The organism is Tardiphaga sp. OK246 (assembly GCF_900188215.1).
Lineage (GTDB): Bacteria > Pseudomonadota > Alphaproteobacteria > Rhizobiales > Xanthobacteraceae > Tardiphaga > Tardiphaga robiniae.
In genome coordinates this window covers 1080667-1102802 of the sequence record NZ_FZOX01000003.1, presented here as the reverse complement: position 1 = coordinate 1102802, position 22136 = coordinate 1080667, and the positions used below count along the sequence as shown (strand labels likewise).

22 protein-coding genes and 1 pseudogene are annotated in these 22136 nt (G+C 60.0%); 7 read left to right on the top strand and 16 right to left on the bottom strand.

Annotated elements, in window-relative coordinates; genetic code table 11:
* Positions 1-47 precede the first annotated feature (47 nt).
* On the bottom strand, positions 48-500 hold the full coding sequence (locus CHC01_RS18135) for an Hsp20 family protein (protein ID WP_089265587.1): 453 nt from the start codon (positions 498-500) through the stop codon (positions 48-50).
* A gap of 242 nt (positions 501-742) precedes the next feature.
* On the opposite strand from CHC01_RS18135, the gene CHC01_RS18130 reads away from it, so the two are divergent.
* Together CHC01_RS18130 and CHC01_RS18125 are read left to right on the top strand one after the other, a co-directional pair.
* Positions 743-1087 (top strand): hypothetical protein, encoded by a 345-nt coding sequence (locus CHC01_RS18130; RefSeq protein WP_089265586.1) that lies wholly within the window; start codon positions 743-745, stop codon positions 1085-1087.
* A gap of 789 nt (positions 1088-1876) precedes the next feature.
* Positions 1877-4066 (top strand): sensor domain-containing protein, encoded by a 2190-nt coding sequence (locus tag CHC01_RS18125; protein ID WP_244558394.1) that lies wholly within the window; start codon positions 1877-1879, stop codon positions 4064-4066.
* Positions 4067-4511: 445 nt separating this feature from the next.
* Here CHC01_RS18125 and CHC01_RS18120 read toward each other — a convergent pair.
* Positions 4512-5042 (bottom strand): annotated as a pseudogene (locus tag CHC01_RS18120) (phosphoketolase family protein); the annotation flags it as partial.
* Positions 5043-5070: 28 nt separating this feature from the next.
* Entirely contained in the window at positions 5071-5175 is a 105-nt protein-coding gene (locus CHC01_RS33515; protein ID WP_141137124.1) for a CBS domain-containing protein, read from the bottom strand.
* 164 nt (positions 5176-5339) lie between these two features.
* On the opposite strand from CHC01_RS33515, the gene CHC01_RS18115 reads away from it, so the two are divergent.
* Positions 5340-7202: a heavy metal translocating P-type ATPase gene (locus CHC01_RS18115; RefSeq protein WP_089265742.1), complete on the top strand. Its 1863-nt coding sequence runs from the start codon at positions 5340-5342 to the stop codon at positions 7200-7202.
* Here CHC01_RS18115 and CHC01_RS18110 read toward each other — a convergent pair.
* From CHC01_RS18110 to CHC01_RS18090, 6 genes are all read right to left on the bottom strand, one after another.
* Positions 7192-7860, bottom strand: a complete 669-nt coding sequence (locus CHC01_RS18110) for a helix-turn-helix domain-containing protein (protein ID WP_089265584.1) — start codon at positions 7858-7860, stop codon at positions 7192-7194. The genes CHC01_RS18115 and CHC01_RS18110 overlap by 11 nt on opposite strands.
* A gap of 162 nt (positions 7861-8022) precedes the next feature.
* Positions 8023-8286, bottom strand: coding sequence for a hypothetical protein (locus CHC01_RS18105; RefSeq protein ID WP_089265583.1), 264 nt, complete (start codon positions 8284-8286; stop codon positions 8023-8025).
* A gap of 96 nt (positions 8287-8382) precedes the next feature.
* Positions 8383-8550 carry a hypothetical protein gene (locus tag CHC01_RS32635; RefSeq protein ID WP_176454624.1) on the bottom strand — a complete coding sequence of 56 codons (168 nt, stop codon included), beginning with the start codon at positions 8548-8550 and terminating at the stop codon, positions 8383-8385.
* Positions 8551-8569: 19 nt separating this feature from the next.
* Positions 8570-9292 (bottom strand): CBS domain-containing protein, encoded by a 723-nt coding sequence (locus tag CHC01_RS18100; protein WP_089265582.1) that lies wholly within the window; start codon positions 9290-9292, stop codon positions 8570-8572.
* 83 nt (positions 9293-9375) lie between these two features.
* Positions 9376-9648, bottom strand: coding sequence for a c-type cytochrome (locus tag CHC01_RS18095; protein WP_089265741.1), 273 nt, complete (start codon positions 9646-9648; stop codon positions 9376-9378).
* A 110-nt stretch (positions 9649-9758) separates the two neighbouring features.
* A complete protein-coding gene (locus CHC01_RS18090; RefSeq protein ID WP_089265581.1) occupies positions 9759-10586 on the bottom strand; it encodes a universal stress protein in 828 nt (275 codons plus the stop codon).
* Between the two features lie 145 nt (positions 10587-10731).
* On the opposite strand from CHC01_RS18090, the gene phbB reads away from it, so the two are divergent.
* Both phbB and CHC01_RS18080 read left to right on the top strand, forming a co-directional pair.
* Positions 10732-11457, top strand: coding sequence for an acetoacetyl-CoA reductase (gene phbB, locus CHC01_RS18085; RefSeq protein ID WP_089265580.1), 726 nt, complete (start codon positions 10732-10734; stop codon positions 11455-11457).
* Positions 11458-11497: 40 nt separating this feature from the next.
* Positions 11498-11965: a CBS domain-containing protein gene (locus CHC01_RS18080; RefSeq protein ID WP_089265579.1), complete on the top strand. Its 468-nt coding sequence runs from the start codon at positions 11498-11500 to the stop codon at positions 11963-11965.
* Positions 11966-12004: 39 nt separating this feature from the next.
* On the opposite strand, the gene CHC01_RS18075 is transcribed toward CHC01_RS18080, so the two are convergent.
* Both CHC01_RS18075 and mgtA read right to left on the bottom strand, forming a co-directional pair.
* Positions 12005-12220 carry a YgaP family membrane protein gene (locus tag CHC01_RS18075; protein WP_089265578.1) on the bottom strand — a complete coding sequence of 72 codons (216 nt, stop codon included), beginning with the start codon at positions 12218-12220 and terminating at the stop codon, positions 12005-12007.
* Between the two features lie 95 nt (positions 12221-12315).
* Positions 12316-14871: a magnesium-translocating P-type ATPase gene (mgtA, locus tag CHC01_RS18070; protein ID WP_089265577.1), complete on the bottom strand. Its 2556-nt coding sequence runs from the start codon at positions 14869-14871 to the stop codon at positions 12316-12318.
* Between the two features lie 153 nt (positions 14872-15024).
* Here mgtA and CHC01_RS18065 point away from each other — a divergent pair, with 153 nt between their 5' ends.
* Positions 15025-16821 (top strand): PHA/PHB synthase family protein, encoded by a 1797-nt coding sequence (locus CHC01_RS18065; protein WP_089265576.1) that lies wholly within the window; start codon positions 15025-15027, stop codon positions 16819-16821.
* Positions 16822-16833: 12 nt separating this feature from the next.
* Here the strand turns inward: CHC01_RS18065 and CHC01_RS18060 are convergent, their stop codons facing one another.
* The 5 genes from CHC01_RS18060 to CHC01_RS18040 are packed head-to-tail and all read right to left on the bottom strand — an operon-like array spanning position 16834 to position 21262.
* The gene (locus CHC01_RS18060) at positions 16834-17109 is read right to left on the bottom strand and encodes a hypothetical protein (protein ID WP_089265575.1); all 276 of its coding nucleotides are present in this window, start codon (positions 17107-17109) and stop codon (positions 16834-16836) included.
* Positions 17110-17168: 59 nt separating this feature from the next.
* Complete coding sequence (locus CHC01_RS18055; protein WP_089265574.1) at positions 17169-17993, bottom strand: CHAD domain-containing protein; 825 nt, start codon at positions 17991-17993, stop codon at positions 17169-17171.
* Complete coding sequence (locus tag CHC01_RS18050) at positions 17990-19546, bottom strand: bifunctional aminoglycoside phosphotransferase/ATP-binding protein (protein ID WP_089265573.1); 1557 nt, start codon at positions 19544-19546, stop codon at positions 17990-17992. Before CHC01_RS18050 ends, CHC01_RS18055 begins: the two co-directional genes overlap by 4 nt.
* On the bottom strand, positions 19543-20526 hold the full coding sequence (locus CHC01_RS18045; protein WP_089265572.1) for a zinc-dependent alcohol dehydrogenase family protein: 984 nt from the start codon (positions 20524-20526) through the stop codon (positions 19543-19545). Before CHC01_RS18045 ends, CHC01_RS18050 begins: the two co-directional genes overlap by 4 nt.
* 49 nt (positions 20527-20575) lie before the next feature.
* A complete protein-coding gene (locus CHC01_RS18040; RefSeq protein ID WP_089265571.1) occupies positions 20576-21262 on the bottom strand; it encodes a CBS domain-containing protein in 687 nt (228 codons plus the stop codon).
* A gap of 494 nt (positions 21263-21756) precedes the next feature.
* Between CHC01_RS18040 and CHC01_RS18030 the strand changes: the two genes are divergently transcribed.
* Positions 21757-22056, top strand: coding sequence for a hypothetical protein (locus CHC01_RS18030; RefSeq protein WP_141137117.1), 300 nt, complete (start codon positions 21757-21759; stop codon positions 22054-22056).
* Positions 22057-22136: the final 80 nt, after the last annotated feature.

The following is a 22136-nucleotide window of genomic DNA, read 5'->3' as shown; positions in this document are numbered from 1 at the left end:
CGGCCGGAGCCATTGCGGACCCATTGCATAAAGCGATCGAAAAGGCGTCAGGCCGCTCTGGCTTCAAGTTGCTCGACGTTAGAACGGGAAGCGCCGTTGATTTCGATCTTACGCGGCTTCATGGCCTCGGGAATCTCCCGGATCAGATTGATCTGCAGAAGGCCGTTCTCGAAAGTCGCGCTGGTCACCTGGACGTGGTCAGCGAGGTTAAACTGCCGCTTGAACGCGCGACCAGAAATGCCCTGGAACAGGAAGTCACGCTTCTGTTCGCCCTTGCGGCCCTCGACCGTCAGAACGTTCTGCTCTGCCGTCAAGCTGATCTCGTCCGGCGAAAAACCCGCCAGAGCCAGGGAGATGAGGTATCGGTCGTCACCGACACGCTCGATATTGTATGGGGGAAAACTGTCCTCGTTGGCGCGTTGTGCGGCATCCACAAGATCAAACAGGCGGTCGAAGCCAATGCTTGAGCGCCAAAGCGGAGCAAAGTCATAAGTCTTCATAGCCAAATCCTCCAATGAGCAAGATGGGTATGAGCAGGCGCCGGACACTCCCGGCGTCCGCCTCACGCTGGACCCAACTTCTGGCGTCCAGCGTCACTAAAATAAAAAAAACTGCGAGAAAGTTTCAAGAGGGCGTCGCAAATTTTTTTGGGCTTCTGCCAGGGCGATGTTCTTGACCTGCCGGCCGACCGCTCTACATCGCTCATCGCCGTCTTAAACAGAAAGGAGTAAAGGAGGCGACCATGAAATCGAACCAGACACTCTTCGACATTCATGCAAACTCGATTCTGGCAGCGACCTACAGTGACCCGTCAGAGGTGCTCTCCGACCCGGTCCTCTCAAGCCTTGAAAAGCGCTGCGTGCTGGCGGCATGGGCGTCCGACGCATTTGCCGTCGAGAATAGCCCGTGGCTGAGACAGCTTCCCGGTTCGTCCACTGCTATCCCGGTGGGACGCATCCTGAGTGCCTTGAGAGACCTCGATGAGGAGGATGATCCTCCCCCTCTGAGCGGAGCGCCGGCGGCGCGGCTTCCCATTTTGGAAGAGCCCAAATTGGCGGTCGGCTTTTGGGCTAACGTCGAGCCATGACGTAGTTAGGGACATTCATCTCGATTGCGGTCGAGACGCTTGATGACGAGCCCGCCGTGGGTGCGGCGGGCTCAACCCTCGGCCAGGGGCGCTGCACCAATAGGATCTGGCGCAGCTATGGGTACCCTCCTCGTCGAAAGCATGTCATCCGATGCGCAAACGGCGAGAAGCCTTGTCGTGAGACGTCCGGGATAAACGGACACCTAGCTCTCTGAGAGTCGCAAAACCTTCATTGCGGAATATATTCGTTCGCGCGTACCGGCGCCACACCTGTTTGGTTGGAAGGGGGCGCCGAAACCAGTTTGACGTTCTCAGCTGCTGTTTACCCAAATTATACCAAGATGCAGGGCGCGCCCCTACCGACGCGTCATCCGCTCAAATCGTTTAAGGCTGCATGCTACCAAGCTAGCTGTATTATTGTGCGCGTTCGTCTTGGTGGGGAAGATGGCCGTTCGTAGATTGTCATTGGGGCAGCCTCCCGCACCAGAAGCGCGGAGGCGCTGGCATGAGGAGCGGTCGCTGCATCGCGCGATGAGGATGGCTCGCGTATGGTATTGGGAGTCGCACAGCGCCACTGCGACGAATTTCTGGGAATCAGCAGAATTCGCTTCCCTCTACGACTTCCAAATTCCCGATGGCTCCGCTCCGATTGCTCCAATGCGAGAACGTTACCTACCCGAAAGCCGCGATGTTTTAGCGGCCCATTACTCAGCATGTTGGGCGGAGGGTCAGCCATTTGCGATACAGACGAAATTTCTCAGATCCGATGGCACTCGGCTTGATTGCGTAGTGCATGGCGAACCAGAGTTCGCCCCGAACGGCCAGGTTCAGCGGGTGTTCGGTGTTGTCCGGGACGTAACCCCGGAAACTTCTGCCCTACGACTTTTGGCAGAGAGCGAACAGCGGCTCGCGGATTTCGTCAGTACCGCTTCGGACTGGTGTTGGGAGACTGGACCCGACCATCGACTGCTTCCCTATCCTAAGTCACTTGATGGAAATGCAGCCTTGCAAAATGTAGCTTCCGGCGGAAAGGCGCGCTGGGAGCTATCTTATGCACCCGAAGAAGAAGGCTCCATGGCCTTGCACAGGGCGGACATGGAAGCCCAGCGCCCTTTCCGTGACTTTGTCTACACATCGATTGGGAATGATGGCTCGCGGATCAGTATTTGCACGAGCGGCAAGCCGATCTTCGCCGATGACGGGACATTCCTAGGCTATCGCGGCACGGCGAGCGATATCACACAGCTCAGAACAGCCCGCGCATTGCTCGACCAGCGAACCCACGCTCTGGAAGATGCTCATCGGCTGGGCAAAATAGGAACCTGGAATCACCGACTGGACACCGGCCGAACGGTATGGTCGCTTGAACTCTATCAAATGCTTGGCCTGGACCCTGCCACCTTTGAACCAACCGATGAGAGTACCAGGCCTTATTTTCTAGAGAACGATGCCGATCGTCTTCTGAACATGCAGAAGCGCATTCTTCGCAGCAGCAAGACGGAAGCCACAAACATACGAATTGTGCACGCTGACGGCACGACGCGCGATCTGGCCGTCATATGCAAAGCGGAGATTATTCACGGAAAGATTGTCGGCATAGTTGGCACTGCTCAAGATGTCACCGATCGCAAAGAAGCTGAGCGCAAGCTCGAGCTGCTTGCTTATACCGATCCTTTGACAGGACTTGCCAATCGCGCTCTCTTTATGCGTAAACTCGCCGGTCTTTTCGAGAAGCCGATCTCGGAAAACGGACACGACGCTCTGTTACTAATAGACCTTGATCGATTTAAAGAGATCAACGATTCCCTCGGTCATTCCGCTGGCGACAGCTTGCTGATCCACGTGGCGAATGTCCTGAGACAAGAGCTGGGTCCGCAAGCTTTCGTTGCCCGGATCGGCGGCGACGAATTTGCCGTGCTGACGGACGAGCCCTCCACGTCTGCCAAAGCGCTGCTCATCCTTGCAAATCGGCTTATCGCTAAGTTATCGGTCCCCGTCGAACTCGCCGAAGGCGAGGCCTGCATTGGCGCCACCATCGGCATTGCTGTCTTGCCAGAACATGGGGCAACGGCGGAGAAAGCTTCTCGCAACGCAGACCTTGCGCTTTACATGGCCAAAGAGGCTGGACGCGGCCGAGCGCAGCTTTTTGAGCCGATTTACGCTCAGGCGGCTGATCAAAGGCTAGACCTCGGCCGACGCCTGCGCCACGCCGTAGAGACTGGGGGCCTCGAAGCACATTACCAGCCACAAGTTGATTTGAAGACCGGCCGCGTAAGTGGTTTCGAAGCGCTGCTGCGCTGGAATCATCCGGAGCGGGGGGCGATTTCGCCTTCAGAGTTCATTCCCATTGCGGAAAGCACTGGTCTCATTGTTGATCTCGGCCATTGGGTGCTACGCAACGCCTGCAAGCAAATGCGCAGTTGGCTAGATGTCGGATTGCCGCCACGATCCATTTCGGTGAACGTTTCTCCGGCTCAAATCTGGAGTGGGGATTTTGAGGCGGTAGTTTCAACTGTGCTCGCAGAGACCGGCCTTCCTTCAGAACTGCTCTGCCTGGAACTGACTGAAAATTTGTTTGTCGATCGTACCAAGCAGAAAGTCAGTAACACGCTTGCAGCCTTATCGAAATTAGGCGTCCAGCTGGCGCTTGATGATTTCGGCTCCGGCTATTCTTCGCTGGGCTATTTGACGCGTCTTCCATTCAATTGTCTGAAGATTGATCGGACATTCGTGGACGGCATTGCAACCGTGCCGGAGAAACGTAAGCTGCTCGGTGGGATGATCGCTCTATCGCATGGGCTGGGAATGAGTGTCGTCGCCGAAGGAGCCGAAATGGCGGCGGAGGTGGACTTGCTCGCCGCGTTCGATTGCGATTTCGTGCAGGGCTACGTCTTCTCTCCGCCCATCGCAGCCGAGCAAGCGCCTTTGGTGGCGGCCAACATAGAGCGCGACGCCAGATGGATGAATCGAAAAACATAACCTTCACTATGGAAGTGGAGCGATTGCCATTGCGGTTTGTTTGGTCGAAGCTATAAAACAGCGCGATGGGTAGCTGCGTTTTCAGCATCATTCCGGTTTTATGACTTTTGTTCTAATGGCCACGGAGCGAAAGCCCGCGACCGGCAAGCTCATCAGCAATCTGTAATCCCTTACGTCTGCGGTGATTCTATCAGTTCGGACAGGGTTGCCCGGCGGCTCCCCACATCGCCATATCCTTGACATGAAGCTCGAAGCTACCTGGCGGCGTTGTGCGCCCTGTAAACTCCTCCGAGCAAACTGGCCGCGCGATGCGATGTTGCCGCTTAGCTTGTAACATTGCGCGACGGCGGCCGTAAGCCGAGGGTCGATCAGCCGCGCCGATGCATTTTCCCGTGGTGAGCTTTTTCGGCGGCCGGTCCGGTCACGGAGGCGCCGGGCAAAGATGTGCCGCCAGCGGGCCCGTCTCCGCTTCACCGTCTCCGACGACGCATGCGACGATTAGATCGGGATTGTCGAATGCGGCGCCGAACGCGTGCGCCAGTGCGTACCCGAGTTCTCCGCCTTCGTGTATGGAGCCGGGTGTCTCCGGAGCAGCATGACTCGGAATGCCTCCGGGAAAAGAAAACTGCCGGAAAAGCTTTTGCAGTCCGTCGGCATCCCGCGTGATCTCTGGATAGACTTCGCTGTAGCTGCCTTCGAGATAGGTGTTGGCGACCATGCCGGGGCCGCCGTGACTCGGACCGCAGACGTAGATCATGTCAAGATCGCGCTCGCGGATGGTCCTGTTCAGATGTGCGTTGATGAAATTCAGACCCGGCGTGGTCCCCCAATGTCCAAGCAATCTCGGCTTGATATGATCGGCGCGCAACGGCTCTCGAAGAAGCACATTGTCGAGCAGATAGATCTATCCCACGGAAAGATAATTCGCGGCCCGCCAGTAGCGGTCGATAAGCTCGATATCTTGTGCGTCCAACATCGGATATCTTCCTTTCACGTTCGCGTCTTCAAACAGAAGCCGCATCGGCCAGATCGACGGCGGCACGGAGTAGGTCCCGACGCGACAGGATTCCGATGAGCCTGCGGTCCCCGACGACCGGATTGCGGTTGATCCGACAACATTATGCGTGCCGCCTGCAGTCCATCATGGGTCGGGTCCGTGGCGCGCGTATTGATCCGCATCAACCGACATTGGCCGATTTGAGCGGATGATGCTGCCTATGGAGGCGGGGCGGACCTTGCCGGAGGACGTCTTTTGAAGAACCCGATCTTCCAGATGCGCGGCGCGCTCATTGGAGCCACGGCGTTAGGGCTTTGTGTGGGACTCGTCTCGCCTTGGATAGGGCTGTCGGCGTGGCGCGCAACCGCCTGGACAGTGAGCACGATTCCGGTCCTGATCGCTCTCTTGGCACAGATCGTGATGGGCCTGCGACGCGGCGAGTTCGGGCTTGACATCGTGGCAGCGTTTTCGATGATCGCCGCCTTGGTCACCGGCGAGCAGCTTGCCGCGGTGGTCGTAGCACTCATGTATGCGGGCGGGCAGTTCCTCGAAGCCTACGCCGACCGCAGTGCGCGGCGCGAAATGACGGCGCTATTGTCCCGTGTACCGCTGGTCGCGGTGCGACTGCACGACGATCGTCTAGAGGAGGTCGCCGTCGACGCGCTCGCGTCTGGCGATCATCTGCTGATACGTCAAGGTGATCCGGTGCCGACCGACGGGACCGTAACGGACGGAGTGGCCATTCTCGACGAATCCGCACTGACCGGCGAAGCGATGCCGGTGCGGCGAAGCGCAGGGGAAAGCGTGTCGAGCGGCGTCTACAATGCAGGTGACGCCTTCACCATGGTGGCTTCGCGTCCGGCCGCTGAGAGCACCTTCGCCGGAATCGTCCGCCTGGTCGAGGCCGCGCAGCAATCGAAAGCGCCGATGTCGAGGCTCGCCGACCGCTTCGCGTTGGCATTCCTGTTGCTGACAGCCGGCATCGCCGGTCTTGCCTGGTATGTCAGCGGTGACGTCATTCGCGTCGTCGCCGTTCTTGTCGTGGCGACACCGTGTCCGTTGATCCTCGCCGTCCCGATCGCATTCATCGCGGGACTGTCGCGCGCGGCCCGGCATGGCATCCTGATCAAGGGGGGAAGCGCCATTGAAGGTCTAGCTAGAATCCAGCGATTGGTTTTGGACAAGACCGGAACTCTCACCGACGGGCGTCCGAACGTCCTTGCGATTCATGCCAATGGAGTTTCCGACCTAGAGGTATTGCGTCTCGCGGCATCGCTCGATCAGGCGTCGAAACATGTCGTCGCCGGCACCATCGTCGAAGAGGCGCGCCGGCGCGGGTTGAAGTTATCCTTGCCCGCAGAGGTGGTCGAGACACCGGGGGACGGCATCATCGGGCGAGTTGATGGCAGGCGCGTCGTGGTCGGAGGCTCGGGCTTTGTCTCGCGGAATACGATCTCCGGCATCTCCCGGATGAGCGCTCCCCCTCCGGACGCCGGATCGCTGGTGGTGGTGGTTGGGCTGGACGGTCAGGCGGTCGGCGAGATCGTTCTCGGAGACCGGATCCGCCGCGGCATGTCGGGCCTCCTGGATGATCTTAGACGCAAGGGAGTCCAGCGCATGGTCCTCGCGACGGGAGACCGGAGGGATATCGCCGAGGCGACAGTGACGGGATTGAGTTTCGATGCGGTCCATGCCGAGCTGAGCCCGGACCAGAAGACGGAGATCGTCCGCGCCGAGCGCAAGGGCGGACGTGTCATGATGGTCGGCGACGGGATCAACGACGCGCCAGCTCTTGCGGCTGCGGACATAGGTGTCGCCCTGGGCGCGAGAGGCGCCGCCGCCTCGTCGGAGGCGGCGGACGTCGTGCTTCTTGTCGATCGTCTCGATCGCGTCTCGGTGGCGATCGACATCGCGAAGCGATCTAGAGCGATTGCCTATCAGAGCGTTCTGTTGGGGACAGGCCTGTCCCTCATTGGGATGATCGCGGCTGCTTTTGGATACTTGGCCCCAGTCCAAGGTGCCCTCTTGCAAGAGGTCATCGACGTCGCCGCCATTACGAATGCTTTGCGAGCACTTCGTGGGCCAGCACCGAATGCACCGCTGGCCGCCGAGGTCCCCGCTAACCCTTTTACGCATTGAGGCGCGCGAGGGCTGCACGCTTGCATAGATTTATTTGCCTCGACGTGCGCAGCGAGATGAGGCCGGCCTGCTCGAAGTGGGTTAGGGTTCGCGACACGGTCTCTATTGTGATGCCAAGGTAGTCGGCGATGTCCTGACGCGACATTTGCAGGTTCACTGTGGCTAGATTGCCGCTCCGGCGCGACATCTCAAGCAGGAAGTGGGCAACCCTTTCTTCGGCGCTACGGACCAGCAGGACCATGTGATCCTGCATGCGGCGGAGCTCTTCCTTGACCATCGACCAAAGATCGCTGGTCGGATCGGGCGACCCTGCCATCGGGCGCGAGGCGGTATTTAAGCTGATCGCAGATATCTGACTTTCGCAGATAGCTTCAGCGGAATTGAGGTGGTTGCTGCCGGCCTCGAAGCCGAACAGATCCCCCGGCAGGTAGAAAGCGGTGATCTGCCGGCGTCCGTCGTGCAGGATCCGATAGGTCCGGATCGCGCCGGAGACGACGCGATAGATGTGCGTCGCGGGCTCGTCTTCCCCGAAGATCTCGGCGTTGCGCGCGTAGCATCTGGTCGCGCCGAGATGCAGTCGACGTACCTGCTGCGGTTGGGACAAGACCTCGTAAGGCAACAAGGGGAGTATGGCTGCGTGTGTCGTCTGGCTCAGCATGGACGGCTCCTCTGTGTCTGATTTTGTCGGTCAGACTGTGCGCCGGCTCGCGTCGCTCGGATATTTGGATGTTTCCCCTAGGTATTGTTACGTAGTCGCGACGCCTGTCACCGGGGGCGAGCAGAGGACACCTCGATTTCGGCGGGGCTAACGAGGGCGCCGTCAGACTGCCTGCGACTTCGGATGACCTACTCCGGCCAGGCGGGGTGCGAAGCCCTCGCGCCCACCTGTGATCCGGATTTCCGCGGTGTCCGCAAACATATCCCAGCGATCCGTCTTACGTAATTCGCAGAAGGCGGCTTCGGCTTCTTCGAGCGCCAGACCTGCCGATGTGTTCTCGACGAGAAACTCACCCTGGCAGGTCACGCATTCGTGGCCTGTGTCGTTGCAGATCTTCTTTAGAAAACGGACGTGAAAGTGGGTCATGATGGCCTCCGATGCAGGTTTCCGGTCATCGCAATTGATAACGCGATGCCGCGCGGCAGTGAAAACGATCTTGAACCAACGAATGCGATAGCAAGCCTATATGTCGCGCCTCATGCTCCACCCAACGGCAGCGATGGCGAAACCGACGATCAGCGTGATGGTCACCAGCGTTTGGATGATGCTGAAATTCAGGGCGTCTCTGGCTACGAAAAGCGAAGTGATCGCCGCCGCCGCTATCGAGAGAATACGTAGAATCCAAGCCATCTACACTCTCCCGACGGCGTCAGCCCGTCGCCTTCCTGTCCTCGGCGGATTCCAGATAGAATCCGGACCAAGTGTCCACGAAACAGAGGTGATCGTGGACTTCCTTGACGCCGGCGACATTCCGGGCTGCGACGAGTGCAGCCTCCCGCGCGCGATCGTCCACGATCAATCCGTGCAGATGAGCGATGCCACGGCGGACGGTGACCTGTAGACCGATCGGGCGCCAGTCCTGAGCTTCGATCGTTCGGATGATCCGTTCCCGCATGTGATCGTCGTCGGCCGTGGGATCCGGGACGTCGCGGGCCATGCTCGCGACAGCCCGCATTAAGTTGGCGCGGGTGATAATTCCAACCAATTGGCGCCCGCGCGTGACGGGAAGACGCTTGACGTTTTTCTTTTCCATCAAGGCCACAATGTCATCCAGCGTTTCGTCTTCGCTGACTGTCACCGGATCCGGCGTCATAACATCGGACACCGAGCGCCCCCGCTCGCGGACGAAATCATCCGCGAGGGCGCCGGGGCTCATGAAGAACTGAAGCCAGCGAGGTCGCTTGCGCTGCGTGCCGATCTCGGCGCGGCGAAGGAAGTCGCGCTCGGATACTATGCCGACGAGTTCTCCGGACATGTTCAGCACCGGAAGCCCACTGATGTGGTGTTCGAGCATCGTGTTGGCTGCGGTCTCGACCGACGTGACGGGTGAGACGGTAAGGACGTTGCGTGTCATGATCTGATGTGCGCGCATCTGAGTTCTCCTTGTCTGTTGATTGCAGGATACGGCGTTGTGTCGCCTCTTGCCTTTGACTTTGCGCAAATTTCGCTCTGAATTCACTCGAGTGATTTTAGGAATGTGAGGAAATCGTTGATTTGATCCGGGTCGAACCTGAATTCCGGCATGCTCGGATGACCCGTCACGATCCCCTCGGCCAATGCTTCCTGGAGCGTCTCGATCGGGTATCGTTCATGAAGCGTCCGGAAGGGGGGCGCGATCCGCAGTGGGCTTGGGCTGACCTTGTCGATCGCATGGCACTTCATGCAATACACGATCGCGAGGCGTTTGCCTTGTTCGACGCTGGCCGCGGAAGCTGGGGACGATTCCATGATGATGAGAGCGAGCACGACGATTGTTGAGCGCGCGAAGATGGATGGACGCATGATTCTCTTTCCCTCGCGACGATGCGATGTTCCGGGTGTTTCCGACGGCCTCGGTGTCAGTGCGACATCAAAGTTGGGACCGTCATCGACTCCAGCATTCCGCGGGTCACGCCTCCGAGGATGCGTTCCTTCAGCCGCGAATGGCCATAACCGCCCATCACAATAAGATCGAGACCGGTGTCCGCAGCGATCGATAGCAGCATCGGCTGGATGTCAGCCGGCGCGGCGAAGCTGCGGCTGACGGTCACTCGCAATCCCTGGTGGATCAGGCGCGCCTGGAGCGCCTGGGCCGATGTTTCGGGATGCGTCGTATCGTTCACGGTGATCAGGGTGATATTTTCGGCATTCTTCAGGAACGGCATTGCGTCTCGTACGGCGCGCGCCGCCAGGCGGCTGCCGTCCCAGGCGATTCCGATGTTGGACATCTTGAGCGGGCCCCTGAAAGTGTAGGGTACGAAAAGGACCGGGCCGCCCGCCTCGAAGAGGATCTCCTGCGGTAGCGTGTTGTCGTACGACTCGACCTCCACCTCAGGCTGAAGCACGATCGTCAGATCGTAGAGCCGCGCAAGCGCGCCGATTGTAGAGGCGGCTTCGAACGGTGTCGCCGTCATCGGAATGCACTTGCACTGAAAAGACCTCCGTTGTGCCTCCGCCACGACAATCGACAGCGCGCCCTCGGCCCTCGCTTGGGCGCGTTCGCGCTCAATTTCGTAGATAGCAGCCACGGCGGTACCGCCTTCGACCGCCAGACCTATGCTCGTCGTTTCATAGCCGATGGCAACGGCGTCGAGCCGCGTATCGAACGTCGTGGCCAGCGAGGCCGCTGCGTCGATGAGCCCCCGGAATCCGCGTTCGGTTGGAATACTCGTAAGAATGCTATTCATGACCGTGCTCCTGACCCTTGGCAGATGCGCTTGTACGATGTCTCAGCAAACAGCAGTTCGCAGCGGGCCGTTTTGATCTAACGCAAGAAGCAACACGAGCGAGCGGGCTACCGATTGTCTTTCTCGTCTCGATAGGGAGGTGACGATGGCAAGAGTAGCGTTGATCTCTGGCGGTACGCGGGGCATCGGAGCTGCCGTGTCCTTGGCGTTCCTGCAAGCGGGCTACAAAGTCGTGCCGACCTATGTCGCCGACCGAGCGGCGGCGGAGGCCTTCCGCAACAAGACCGGTCTGACGCCGTATCGATGGAACGTCGGTGATTTCGAAGCCTGTTCGGAAGGCATCAAGGAGGTTGAAGCGGCGGTCGGTCCCGTCGATGTTCTTGTGAACAATGCAGGTATCGTGCGGGACGCAGCGCTGCATAAGATGGATCGCGAGAAGTGGCAGGAAGTAATCGACGCGGACCTCGGCGGCGCCTTCAATATGTGCCGCGTCGTTATCGAAGGAATGCGTGCCCGCAAGTTCGGGCGCATCGTCAATGTCTCATCGATCAATGGTCAGAAGGGGCAGTATGGACAAACCAACTATTCTGCTGCGAAGGCCGGATTGCTGGGATTCACGCGCGCATTGGCCCTTGAGTCCGCCCACATGGGGATCACCGTCAACGCGATATGCCCAGGATATATTGACACGGACATGCTCGAGATTGTGTCAGACGACGTTTTGACGAAGGACATTCTATCAAAGATCCCGGTCGGGAGGCTCGGGACGGCGGCGGATATCGCACGCGGCGTCCTTTTCCTTGGTTCTGACGACGCAAGCTTCATCACCGGCTCGACGCTTTCCATCAACGGCGGACAGTGGATGGGTTAGCGATCGAAAGATCGTCTCTCGAAATGGAAGGGAAGCCGTCATGAACGTCGCGGATATTATGCGCAGCTCCTTTGCGGTCATCGCTCCGACGAAGCCGGTTCTGGAGGCCGCCAATATTTTGCTGGAGACCAACCAGAGGATCATCCCGGTGGTCGATTCCGATCGCGCCGTTATCGGTGTAGTGTCCGAGGGAGACTTTCTTCATCGGGCGGAACTGGACATCTTACCACCGCCCGGTAACTGGGTAGAGCGACCGCCTGGGTTCGAAGAGGACACGCCGGCCACGCGTCGCATGACTGCCCGCACGGTCGGCGAGATCATGAGCAGGGTGCCCGTGTGCATCGACGCGAACGCGACCGTGGATGACGTTGTTGCGCTCATGGACCGTCACCACGTCGCGCAGGTGCCAGTCATGTGCGGCTCGAGCGTCGTCGGTCTCATTGGCCGCACCGAACTATTGGCCGCATTCATTCATGCGGCCAATGCGGCCGACGTGCGGGATTCATAGGCTTGTTTGGTCGCGAAGCCACGTTCCTGCATTCTCATATCAGACAGTGCGATCTGATTGGTCCCGCGAACAGACGTTGAGTGCGTCGTAGAGAGGGCAATAGGAGAAGGCCGCGGTGACCAGGAGGGCGACCCCCACCAGCCCAGCGAGTGGCCAGTTCGGCATGAGCGTTCCATCCCTTGAAATGTAGGCGACGAGCGCCATGCCGATGAAGATGCGAATGAACTGATCGAGACGTCCGACATTGCGCTTCATGATCGTGCTCCAGGTTAGAGAAGAGTATTATGACTTACCGATCAGGACGATGCTTTGATCTTCCGCAATTCGAAGGCGACTATCGCCAAAGCGCTCTAGATGCTGCTTGTCTTCCCTTGGATAGCCCATCGTTTGACGGCTTGAGCTGCGACGAGATAACCGACCGTCAAGCAGACGATGGCTGCGGTGGCTTGCCAAGGCACCGGTATGAAGCCGAACCACGCGCGGAATGGCCCGAAAACGAGCGATAGGGCGCCAAGGAGCGCGCCGATGGAGGTGATAATCAGCGCGGGGTGCGGCCGGATCGCCCGCCAAGGCGCGCGTGAGGACCTGATGATGAATATAACCAGGATCTGCGTCACGATTGATTCCAGGAACCAGCCGGTGCGGAAGGCCGCTTCGTCGGCGCCGAAGCCTTTTAGTAGAATTACGAAGGTCGCGACGTCGAACAATGAGGAGATCGCTCCCATCACGATGGTGAAGTGGAGGATCGACTTCATGTCCCAGGCGCGCGGCCGAGCGATGTCGTCAGGCTCGACGTCGTCGAAAGGAATGCCGATCTCCGAAAGGTCGTAAAGGAGATTGTTCAAGAGGATCTGCAGCGGGAGCAGTGGTAGGAAAGGCAGCACCACGGAAGCCAGCGCCATCGAGAGCATATTGCCGAAATTCGAACTGGTGCCCATCCGCACGTATTTCAGGATGTTCGCGAGCGTTCTGCGGCCTTCGCGAACGCCCGCCGAGAGCACGTTCAAGCTCGTGGCGAGGAGAATGATGTCGGCCGCCGCCCGCGCGGTTTCGGTTGCCCCCTGGACCGAAAGCCCCACATGGGCCGCATGGATTGCGGGTGCATCGTTCACCCCATCGCCCAGGAAGCCGACGATATGTTTGTCGCGGCGCAGAGCCTCAATGATGCGCCGTTTCTGGCTCGGATCGACGCGGGCGAACAGGTCGACGGTCCTTACCCGCTCGGCAAGAGCGGCATCCGCGAGTCCGTCGATCTCAGTGCCGACGATGACGCGGTCTGCCGGAATGCCGACCTGTGCAGCCACGTGCTGCACGACGCCCGGTTGGTCGCCGGAGATGATTTTCAGTTTGACGCCAAGTGCTGCGAGTTCCGCTACGGCTGATGCCGCGTCGGGTTTGACGGGGTCGGCGAAGACGCAGAACCCGACGAAGGTAAGATCGGTCTCGTCCTCCAATCTGGGCGGGATGAGTGGCGCCAGCTCCCGGATAGCGACGCCAAGCAGGCGAAAGCCGCCGTCTTGGTAGCGCTGTTGGATCGCATCCAGCTTCTCGCGCCATGCCTCGTCGAGCGGGCGTGCGAGCCCGTCGATTTCGACGGCGATTGATTTGGTAATAATGGCCTCCGGCGCTCCTTTGGTCAGCAGAAACGTCCTGTCGTCGAGGGTCGCGGCGACGGACAGGCAGCGCCGGCTGAAATCGAATGGGATTTCGCCGTTCAGCGCCCACTGATCCGACCCCGTGCTGGGCGTGGACTGAAGGATGGCGACGTCTAACGGGCTCCGCATCCCGGATTGAAACCTGCTGTTCACGACCGCCAGTTGCAGCACGCGCTCCGACCGCCCGGCATCGCAATCGATCGGTTCGATAAGCGCTATTTTTGCCTCGGTGAGCGTGCCGGTCTTGTCGACGCAGAGGACATCCAGAGCGCCGAGATCGTGAATCGCGGAGAGGCGTTTGACGATGACCTGTCTGGCCGCCATGCGTTGCGCGCCCTTGGCCAGGGTCACGGTCATAATCATGGGCAGCAACTCCGGCGTGAGCCCGACCGCTAGGGCAACGGCGAACAGGAAGGATGGAAGCGCCGGCCGTCCTGAGGCGAGGTGAGCCAGCAGCACGAATAGCGTCAAGAAGATCGTCAGCCTCACGATCAGCAGCCCGAGTCGTCGCACACCCTCTTCGAGAGCCGTCGGAGCGGCATCCGTTTCGACGGAGGAGGCGATGGCACCGAAGCGGGTGCGGTTGCCGGTCTCCGCCACCAGCATCGATCCTTGGCCTGCGACGACGGACGTTCCTGCGAAGAGTGCGTTGTGCGCCTCTGACGGACTGGTGGCAGTGCAGGGGAGGGTTGATTTAGATACCGGGAAGGCCTCGCCGGTCAGCAGGGATTCGTCGAGTTGAAGCCCCTTTTGGTCGAGCACCACGCCGTCCGCAGGAATGAGGTCACCCATCCGCAGCATGACGACGTCGCCGGGCACGATCATTGCGACCGGGACGGTCACGCACGTACCGTCGCGCAGCACGTCTGCTTGTATGGCGACGGATTGGCGCAGTGCTTCCGCTGCCAGTTCGGCACGATGCTCCTGAACGATGTCGAGCGTCAGCGACAACGAGATCACCGCGACGATGACGACGAAACTGCCGATGTCTCCGCCGAGCCCGGATACGGCTGCTGCGACGATGAGGATCAGGACGAGTGGATTGAGCACGCGGTGTGCAAGTTTGTGGAAGATGCCATGACGCCCGGATGCGCTGAAACGATTGGGGCCCACTGTACGTAGCCTAGCGGCGGCCTCGCTCTCGGTGAGGCCTCTGGATCGGCTCTGAAGTTGCGTCAGCAACTTGCTTGCGCCGGACCGCCAGAACGCGACGTCCTGCGGGGATATGTCCCTGACAACTCCGTCGGTCATTGCGGCCTGCTTTCTGAATCGGGAACCTCGACCTGGAAAGCCATGGGCCAAAGAGTGTCGGCGGGAATTGACTAGACGCAAAGCGGCAACCGGAAATTTGGCGGACGTTGACGAACACTGGGTGGATCCAGACATTCGCACCGAGGTTTCCCAATGCCTGAACGCCCACACTCTATTGCGAAAGGCAACACGTCGGCGATCGCGCCACCGATCGCGCCGTCTGCCGCTGACGCTCGGTCCCCTGATGCCACGGGTGGTGCGGCCTTGGATCGATCGCTCCATGCCGCTGTGGCTGCGGCGACCGGTGGCCTTTCACCTGCCGCCCTGGCGCTATCGTTCACCGATCTGGCGCTTCACCTTGCGGCGTCGCCTGGACGGCAGATTGACCTCTGGGCCAATGCGGTCCAGGACGCCGCACGTTTTTGCGCGATGGCATCGCGGCCTCTCTCGCAATTCTGCCCCTGGCAGCTACTTTCACCGGCAGCGAATGATCGTCGCTTCGCCGGAGGTGACTGGCTGTTGCCTGCCTTCAATCTGAACGCGCAGGCGTTTCTTCTCTGCGAACGATGGTGGCGGTCGACCACCGACGTGCACGGATTGGCGACGGGCGACGCCGCGATTGCAGCCTTCGCGCTGCGCCAGATGCTGGATGCCGTTGCTCCTACGAACTTTCCCACCACCAATCCGGAGGTGATCCGACGCGCGCTTGAGAGCGGCGGCATGAGCTTTGTGAATGGCTTTGAGAACTGGCTCGTCGATGCATGGCGTCTGGCCGGCGGCGCTGGGGCCAACCGCGATGGATCTGTCATCGGGAAGGATGTGGCTACGGCGAAGGGACGGGTGGTTTTTCGCAATCAACTGATCGAACTCATCCAATATGAGCCGATGACCGCCAGAGTGAAGCCTGAGCCGCTGCTGATCGTGCCGGCCTGGATCATGAAGTATTATATTCTCGATTTGTCGCCCGAAAATTCGCTCGTCAGGTACCTGACAGGTCAAGGTTTCACAGTCTTCATGATCTCCTGGCGCAATCCGACCAGTGAGGACCGGAATCTATCCCTTGAAGACTACCGCCTTCTCGGCGTAGAGGCAGCGCTATCCGAAATCCAGACGATCATACCCGGGCGAGCCGTGCACGGCGTGGGATACTGTCTTGGCGGCACGTTGCTGGCGATCGCGGTGGCAGCGGCATCGCCAGAGCGGCGCGCGGTGTGGCGAACGCTGACAATGCTGGCGGCTCAGACGGACTTCAACGAGGCGGGCGAACTGACATTGTTCATTAACGAAAGCCAAGTTGCATTTCTCGAAGATATGATGCGCGAAAAGGGCGTTCTCGGCTCCCAGCAAATGGCCGGGGCCTTTTCGATGTTGCGGTCGAACGATCTAATTTGGTCGCGCATCGTCCGCCACTATCTGCTCGGCGAACGCACGTCTCCCAGCGACTTGATGGCGTGGAATGCCGATGCGACCAGGATGCCGGCCCGCATGCATTCGGAATATCTGCGGTCTCTGTTTCTGCAGAACGATCTGGCGGAGGGGCGCTACATCGCGGGTGGTCGCCCGATCGCTCTATCAGACCTGCAGACCCCGATGTTCGTCGTCGGAACGCGCGAGGATCACGTCGCGCCATGGCGTTCGGTCTACAAAGTACATTACCTTACGGACGCAGCGGTCACCTTCGTCCTCACCAGCGGTGGCCACAATGCGGGCATCCTCGCGCCGCCGGACGAAGCTGGGCATCGCTATCAAATCATGAGCAGAACGGCCGACGATCCCTATCTCGGCCCAGATGAATGGGAACGGCTTGCTCCGATCGCCGAGGGTTCTTGGTGGGAAGCCTTGACGGCCTTTCTGGCGACGCACTCGGGCGGCTTGGTCGAGTCTCCAGCGTATCCGGCGAGAGCCGAGTCGCTTCCGGAAGCACCGGGGAGCTTCGTTCATCAAGAGTAAAGGGCGATCTCGCTATCGGGAGTTCTGCCGTCGTTCGGGTAGATAGCGCCTGCCGATCAGCGCGATCAATCCGAGGACTGACATGAATGCGATGGCAATCAACAAGTAGATGAGAATGGTGAGCAGGTAGGCGCCCTGGAAACGCCAGCTCGGCGGCAGTGTGTCAGCAGCGGCAAGCGGCAGGATGTCGGAGAAATAAGTCTGGAATACCCATAACAGCAGCAGTGCCAGAGCGGTGGCCGTCACCGTCAGCAGGGTAAGGCGAGATATGATCGAAGTCGGTTTCATGGCCCATCATGTGTATTTCCCGACGCCGGGTCCATTCGGGGAAAACACGTAGGTCGGCGTCAGGAAAATTGGGCGATCGCCTTTTCGGTCTGCCGCGACAGCTTGCTCTCGCGCGCTTTGAACGGACCCTTGCGAGCAGCGCCGATCCTGCGTCGGATACGATGTAGATCCCGCAGGTCGCCCAAGGCGCGCTGCAGCTCCCGCGCCGCCTTGGCTTCCCGCAGTCGACTGTGGGAGACTTCGATGCCAAGTTCGGATAACGCCTCGACCACGTAACGATAGCGCTTTGCCATGATCCGGACGCGATGTTGTCGGCGGCTTTTGATCGGACGGTCTTTGTACCGGGCGAGCCGATGCGACCATCGCCTGAGCCGATGCTGGGCGAACCGTTCGAGCGGGGTCTCGCGCAACTTTCCGTTCGCCCTATCCGAAGTAGTCGTCCAGAGCCCATGGTCGATCCAACTTCGAATCTTCGTGAGCAGCGTTTGGTATCGCTTCGACGCCAACGCCCGTGCCACCCGGGCGTGACAGAAGGAGACACTTCGGTCGATTTCGCGCCGGCCGACGCCGAGCAACGAATACTTGGGCATCTCGCGGACGTAGGCGAGAGCCACGTCGTTGTCACGTGCCTCTCCCAGGATGCCGTTCAACCAGGCGATCTCCCTCTTGATGGCTGACCACCCGTCATCAGTGACCATCGCTGAGAAGAATTTTCGAGCGGCGGCAAGCTTGGTGAATCCCATCCGCATGCGGTGGATACCCTCGGCATCGCCTCTTCGTGCCGATCGATGGCCCCGCTCGATGTCCCCAAGGCATGCGTGCGCGATCCGCTGGAAGGCACGTACACAAGTCAGGGGGCGTTTCTTGGAGAGAACCTTCGTCATGGATCACACGCACATTGCGCGATAAGCGGCGCCAGAAACGGCATGACCTTCGCGCGCGTGGCCTCCGGCGTGCCGCCGGCATCGATGACAGGCCAATCCATATTGCCGGAATCGTGACCTTCCTGCATGTGCGCGACGGTTGCTGTCGCATCCGAGGCGTCGTTGTGCCGTCCCGCGATCCGCGCGAGCCGCACATTGAGATCCGCCCGCAAGAACAGACCGAGGTGGACCGACGAAGCTGGCTCTACCCCGGCGAACGCGCGTCGCTCCTCCGGGCGCAGAAAAGCGGCATCAATGACAACGCAATGGTCTTGCGACGCAACGCCGTGCGCCTGCGTCATGAGCGCGTCGTAAACGCGCTGCGTCACACGCGGAGCATAGGCGGACTCCGGAAGACGGTGATGCTCAGGCACGTCGAACATCGCCTTGCGGACGACATCCGACCGGATGACGACAGCGCCCGGAGCCGGTCCGAGAAAGGGGGCTACGGCGCGTGCGAGGACACTCTTGCCCGTACCGGACATTCCACCAACCGCAACTAAACCACCTGGCGGCGGATTGATGAGCTGGACTGCGAGTTCGAAATACTTTCCGGCTTCGTCACCGACCTGTCGATCGCTGTCGTTCTGCTCCGCTTTCATGAAAAGGACATGCGCCCTGATCGCGGCACGGATCGACAGGAAAAGCGGAAACAGGGCTAGTGCGTCGAAATGAAAGGGAGCGCTGCGCGCGAGGTATCGATTGAACGACACATTTGCTGCTGTCCGCTGCTCGTGATGAAGCATGTCCATAAGTACAAAGCTCAGGTCGTACAGAACATCGGTCGTGGCTATTGCAGGATCGAACTCGATGGCGTCGAACAAAACGGGCTTCCCGTCGATCATCGTGATATTCCCGAGATGCAGGTCGCCATGGCATCGGCGCACGAAGCCCTCTGCGGCACGGCGCTCGAGGCAAGGTCTCTGGGCGTCGAGTGCCGCCAGGCTGGAGCTGTGAAGTTTTTCGACGGCCTGCCGCTCAAGTCCGTTGACTTCACGAAATCTAGCCGTGTTCCGCGCGATCAACGTCCCGATCGAGGCCAGCCAAGCGGCCCCATCGGCTGCTTTCGAACGATGATGCGAAGCCAGGATCGCGTCCGCGACCTCTTCAGCCAGGGCAGGTGCGATGCCGACCGTCGCAGCAATACGATCCAAGCCCGCGGTCTCGTCGAACCGCTTCATCTCCACCGCCCATTCCACCGGCGTTCCTTGTCCGTCGACGGCGAGCCCGTCTAAACCGTCTGTGATCGGAACGACGCGCCGATAGAGGTCTGGTGCGAAGGACTTGTTGACATCAAGTTCGGCCTCGCAGGCGGCCCGCCGTTTCTCAAGGCTTGAATAGTCGAGAAATGGAAGGCGGACGGCACGCTTGATCTTCCAGACACGCTCAGCGCCGAGAAAGACGATCGATGCATGAGTGTCGATGCGTTTGATTCCCGGTTCGATCGAACCCAAGAATGCGACGATCACGTCCTGTGCGGAAGACTCGGAGCTCTTATCCTCATCGTTGGTCATGGCAACAATACCGCGGCGCCGACGAGCGTCCCGCTGCGCAGGGCGTTTAACGCGGCGTTCGCCTCGCCAAGCGGATAGGTGGTCGTATGGGTCTCGACCGGTGCATGCCGAACAAGCTCAAGAAATTCTTCTCCGTCCGCCCTGGTCAGATTGGCGACCGAAACGATCTGCCTCTCCTCCCAGAGATCGCGATAGGGAAATGATGGAATGTTGGACATATGGATTCCGGCACAGACGACGCGGCCGCCCTTTCGCACGGCGCGCAGCGCGATAGGTACCAACTCGCCTGCGGGAGCAAAGATAATAGCGGCGTCGAGTTCCTCCGGTGGCGTTAGTGCCGCAGCCCCCGCCCAGGCGACGCCGAGAGATAGGGCGAGGTCCTGTGCGGCGGCATCGCCATCGCGCGTGAACGCATATACGCGACACTGCTGCCTCACCGCGACCTGAGCGATGATATGTGCGGCGGCGCCGAAGCCGTAAAGTCCCAGAACTTTCGGCCTACCTGCCATTTTTAGAGACCGCCAACCGATCAAACCCGCGCACATCAACGGCGCGAGCTTGTCGCTATCGCCGGCTTCTCCGAGTTCGAAGCAATAGCGCGCTTCGGCAATAACGTGGGTCGCGAAGCCGCCATCCCGCGTATAGCCGGTGAACTCCGGATGATCGCAGAGGTTCTCGGCATGCCGGCGGCAATAGGGACACGTGCCGCAGGTCGATCCTAGCCACGGAACGCCGACGCGGTCCCCCGACTTCAGTTTTTTGACGCCGGTACCCACCTCGTCGATCCGGCCGACGATCTCATGGCCCGGGACGATAGGATAACGGATGCTCGGCAGATCTCCGTCAACTACGTGGAGGTCCGTGCGGCAGACGCCGCAAGCGTCGACCATGATCCGGACCTGTCCCGCTTTTGGAACGCGGTCGGGCCGCTCCCGCCAGACCAGCGGCGCCCCTGGAGCTTCGAGGACCATCGCATACACTGCTGCTTCTCCTCCCGCAGGATCGCACTCCAGCCTGCAAATGGAGCGATCAGGTGCCGAAAATGGGCATCTCCAGCAGATGATCGTTGACCGAAGAAACACCGGGTTGCGACTCGACGGCGACGCGGATGGCGTTTCGCTCGTCATTCGATTCCACGCCGCCCCAGATGTCGACGATGCCGTTACTGACAGTGATGCTCAGGTGTTGGGGATGCGCCCAACGCAGTGTCTTGATCTTGCTCATGAGATCGCTCCTGATTGTCTCGTCGGCAAGGGTGACTTCGATCCTTGGCCGCGCGCCGGCGACGAGTTGCACAATGTTCGATCGGCTGATTATGCCGACAGTGGCTCCGTCGGCATCCACGATCGGAATGCGTTTGACGTGTTTCTCCTCGATGAGGCCCGCAATTTCGTAAATGGACGTTTCAGGTGATGCGGTCACGACGTCGCGGGTCATAATGTCACTGACCTTGATGCTGTGCGATTTCACGTAGTCTGCTGCCACAGCGTGATTTCCGGCAAGCATGTGCACCCACCAGGAATAACGATTCTCGGTCCCGGACTCGACCCGGCGCAGCAGATCGCCTTCGGTCACGATTCCGACCAGCTTGCCCGCGCCGTCCAAGACGGGCACTGCACTGATGCGCTTTTCAACGATCAGTTTTGCGACATCTCGAGCCGTCGCGCTGAGACCGACGCAGATGACCGGTGAAGTCATTAGATCGCGTGCCTTCATGGAATGTCCTCCTGAGCGTTCTTCCGACGATCGCCCGATGTTCCAGCGATACGATGAAGTAGGATGGCACCGCCACATCCAGCGGCAACGAAACATCGCATGGCGTGACATGCTTGCTTTGATCTTCGTCAAAGGTGAAGAGCTTTGCGCGGATTAGCTTTGCGGCAATTGTTCGATACTTCACGCGAAACGCATTCGACAGAATTCTGGAGGGGATGCCGTGGGACAGTTGAAAGAACGCTCTTCGAACTTGCTCGCCTGCAGCGGATCTATGATCTGTCGAATGGCAACAGGGCAATGACCATGGATTGCATGGAAGCCGTGGCGTTGGAGCGCCGGATCGCGGCCCTCGAAAGAGGCTTGCCGCCTCCCGCCCGCGACCGCATCCAGACAGGACCGGTGGCCGCGAAGTCGTGGTCGAGGCCGGTCGATGTCTCGGCTCTGGGCAAACTCACCGGACGGGTCGTGGATCATCTAGCCTATAGGAGGGCGCTATGCATCGTGCCACTCGGCGCAAAGCGCCTGAAGTAAGTCCCGTCGCAGTCGCCGGCGAGCGCCTGCGCGGATACGCCGACAGGATCCGCCGGGCCAAGGTTATGGGACATCGGCTGAACTTCACGGCGGAAGAGGTCCTGGAGGCGGTCCAGCAGGCCAGCCGACAGTGCATGGGCGCGCTCGAAGTTTATGCGTCGACTGACCAGGAAAAGACGTTGAAGGACGTGGCGGGGGTCCAACAACAGATCTGCGATACGATACAGGCCCTGAGGGAGAGAATGCTCTTCGCTCCGCTCTAACGTTCGGGAGCGCCAAAATATCGCCTCCGGCTCGAAGTTCGTTCGGTCGGGCAGGCTCCTACAGAGACGATCGCCTGCAG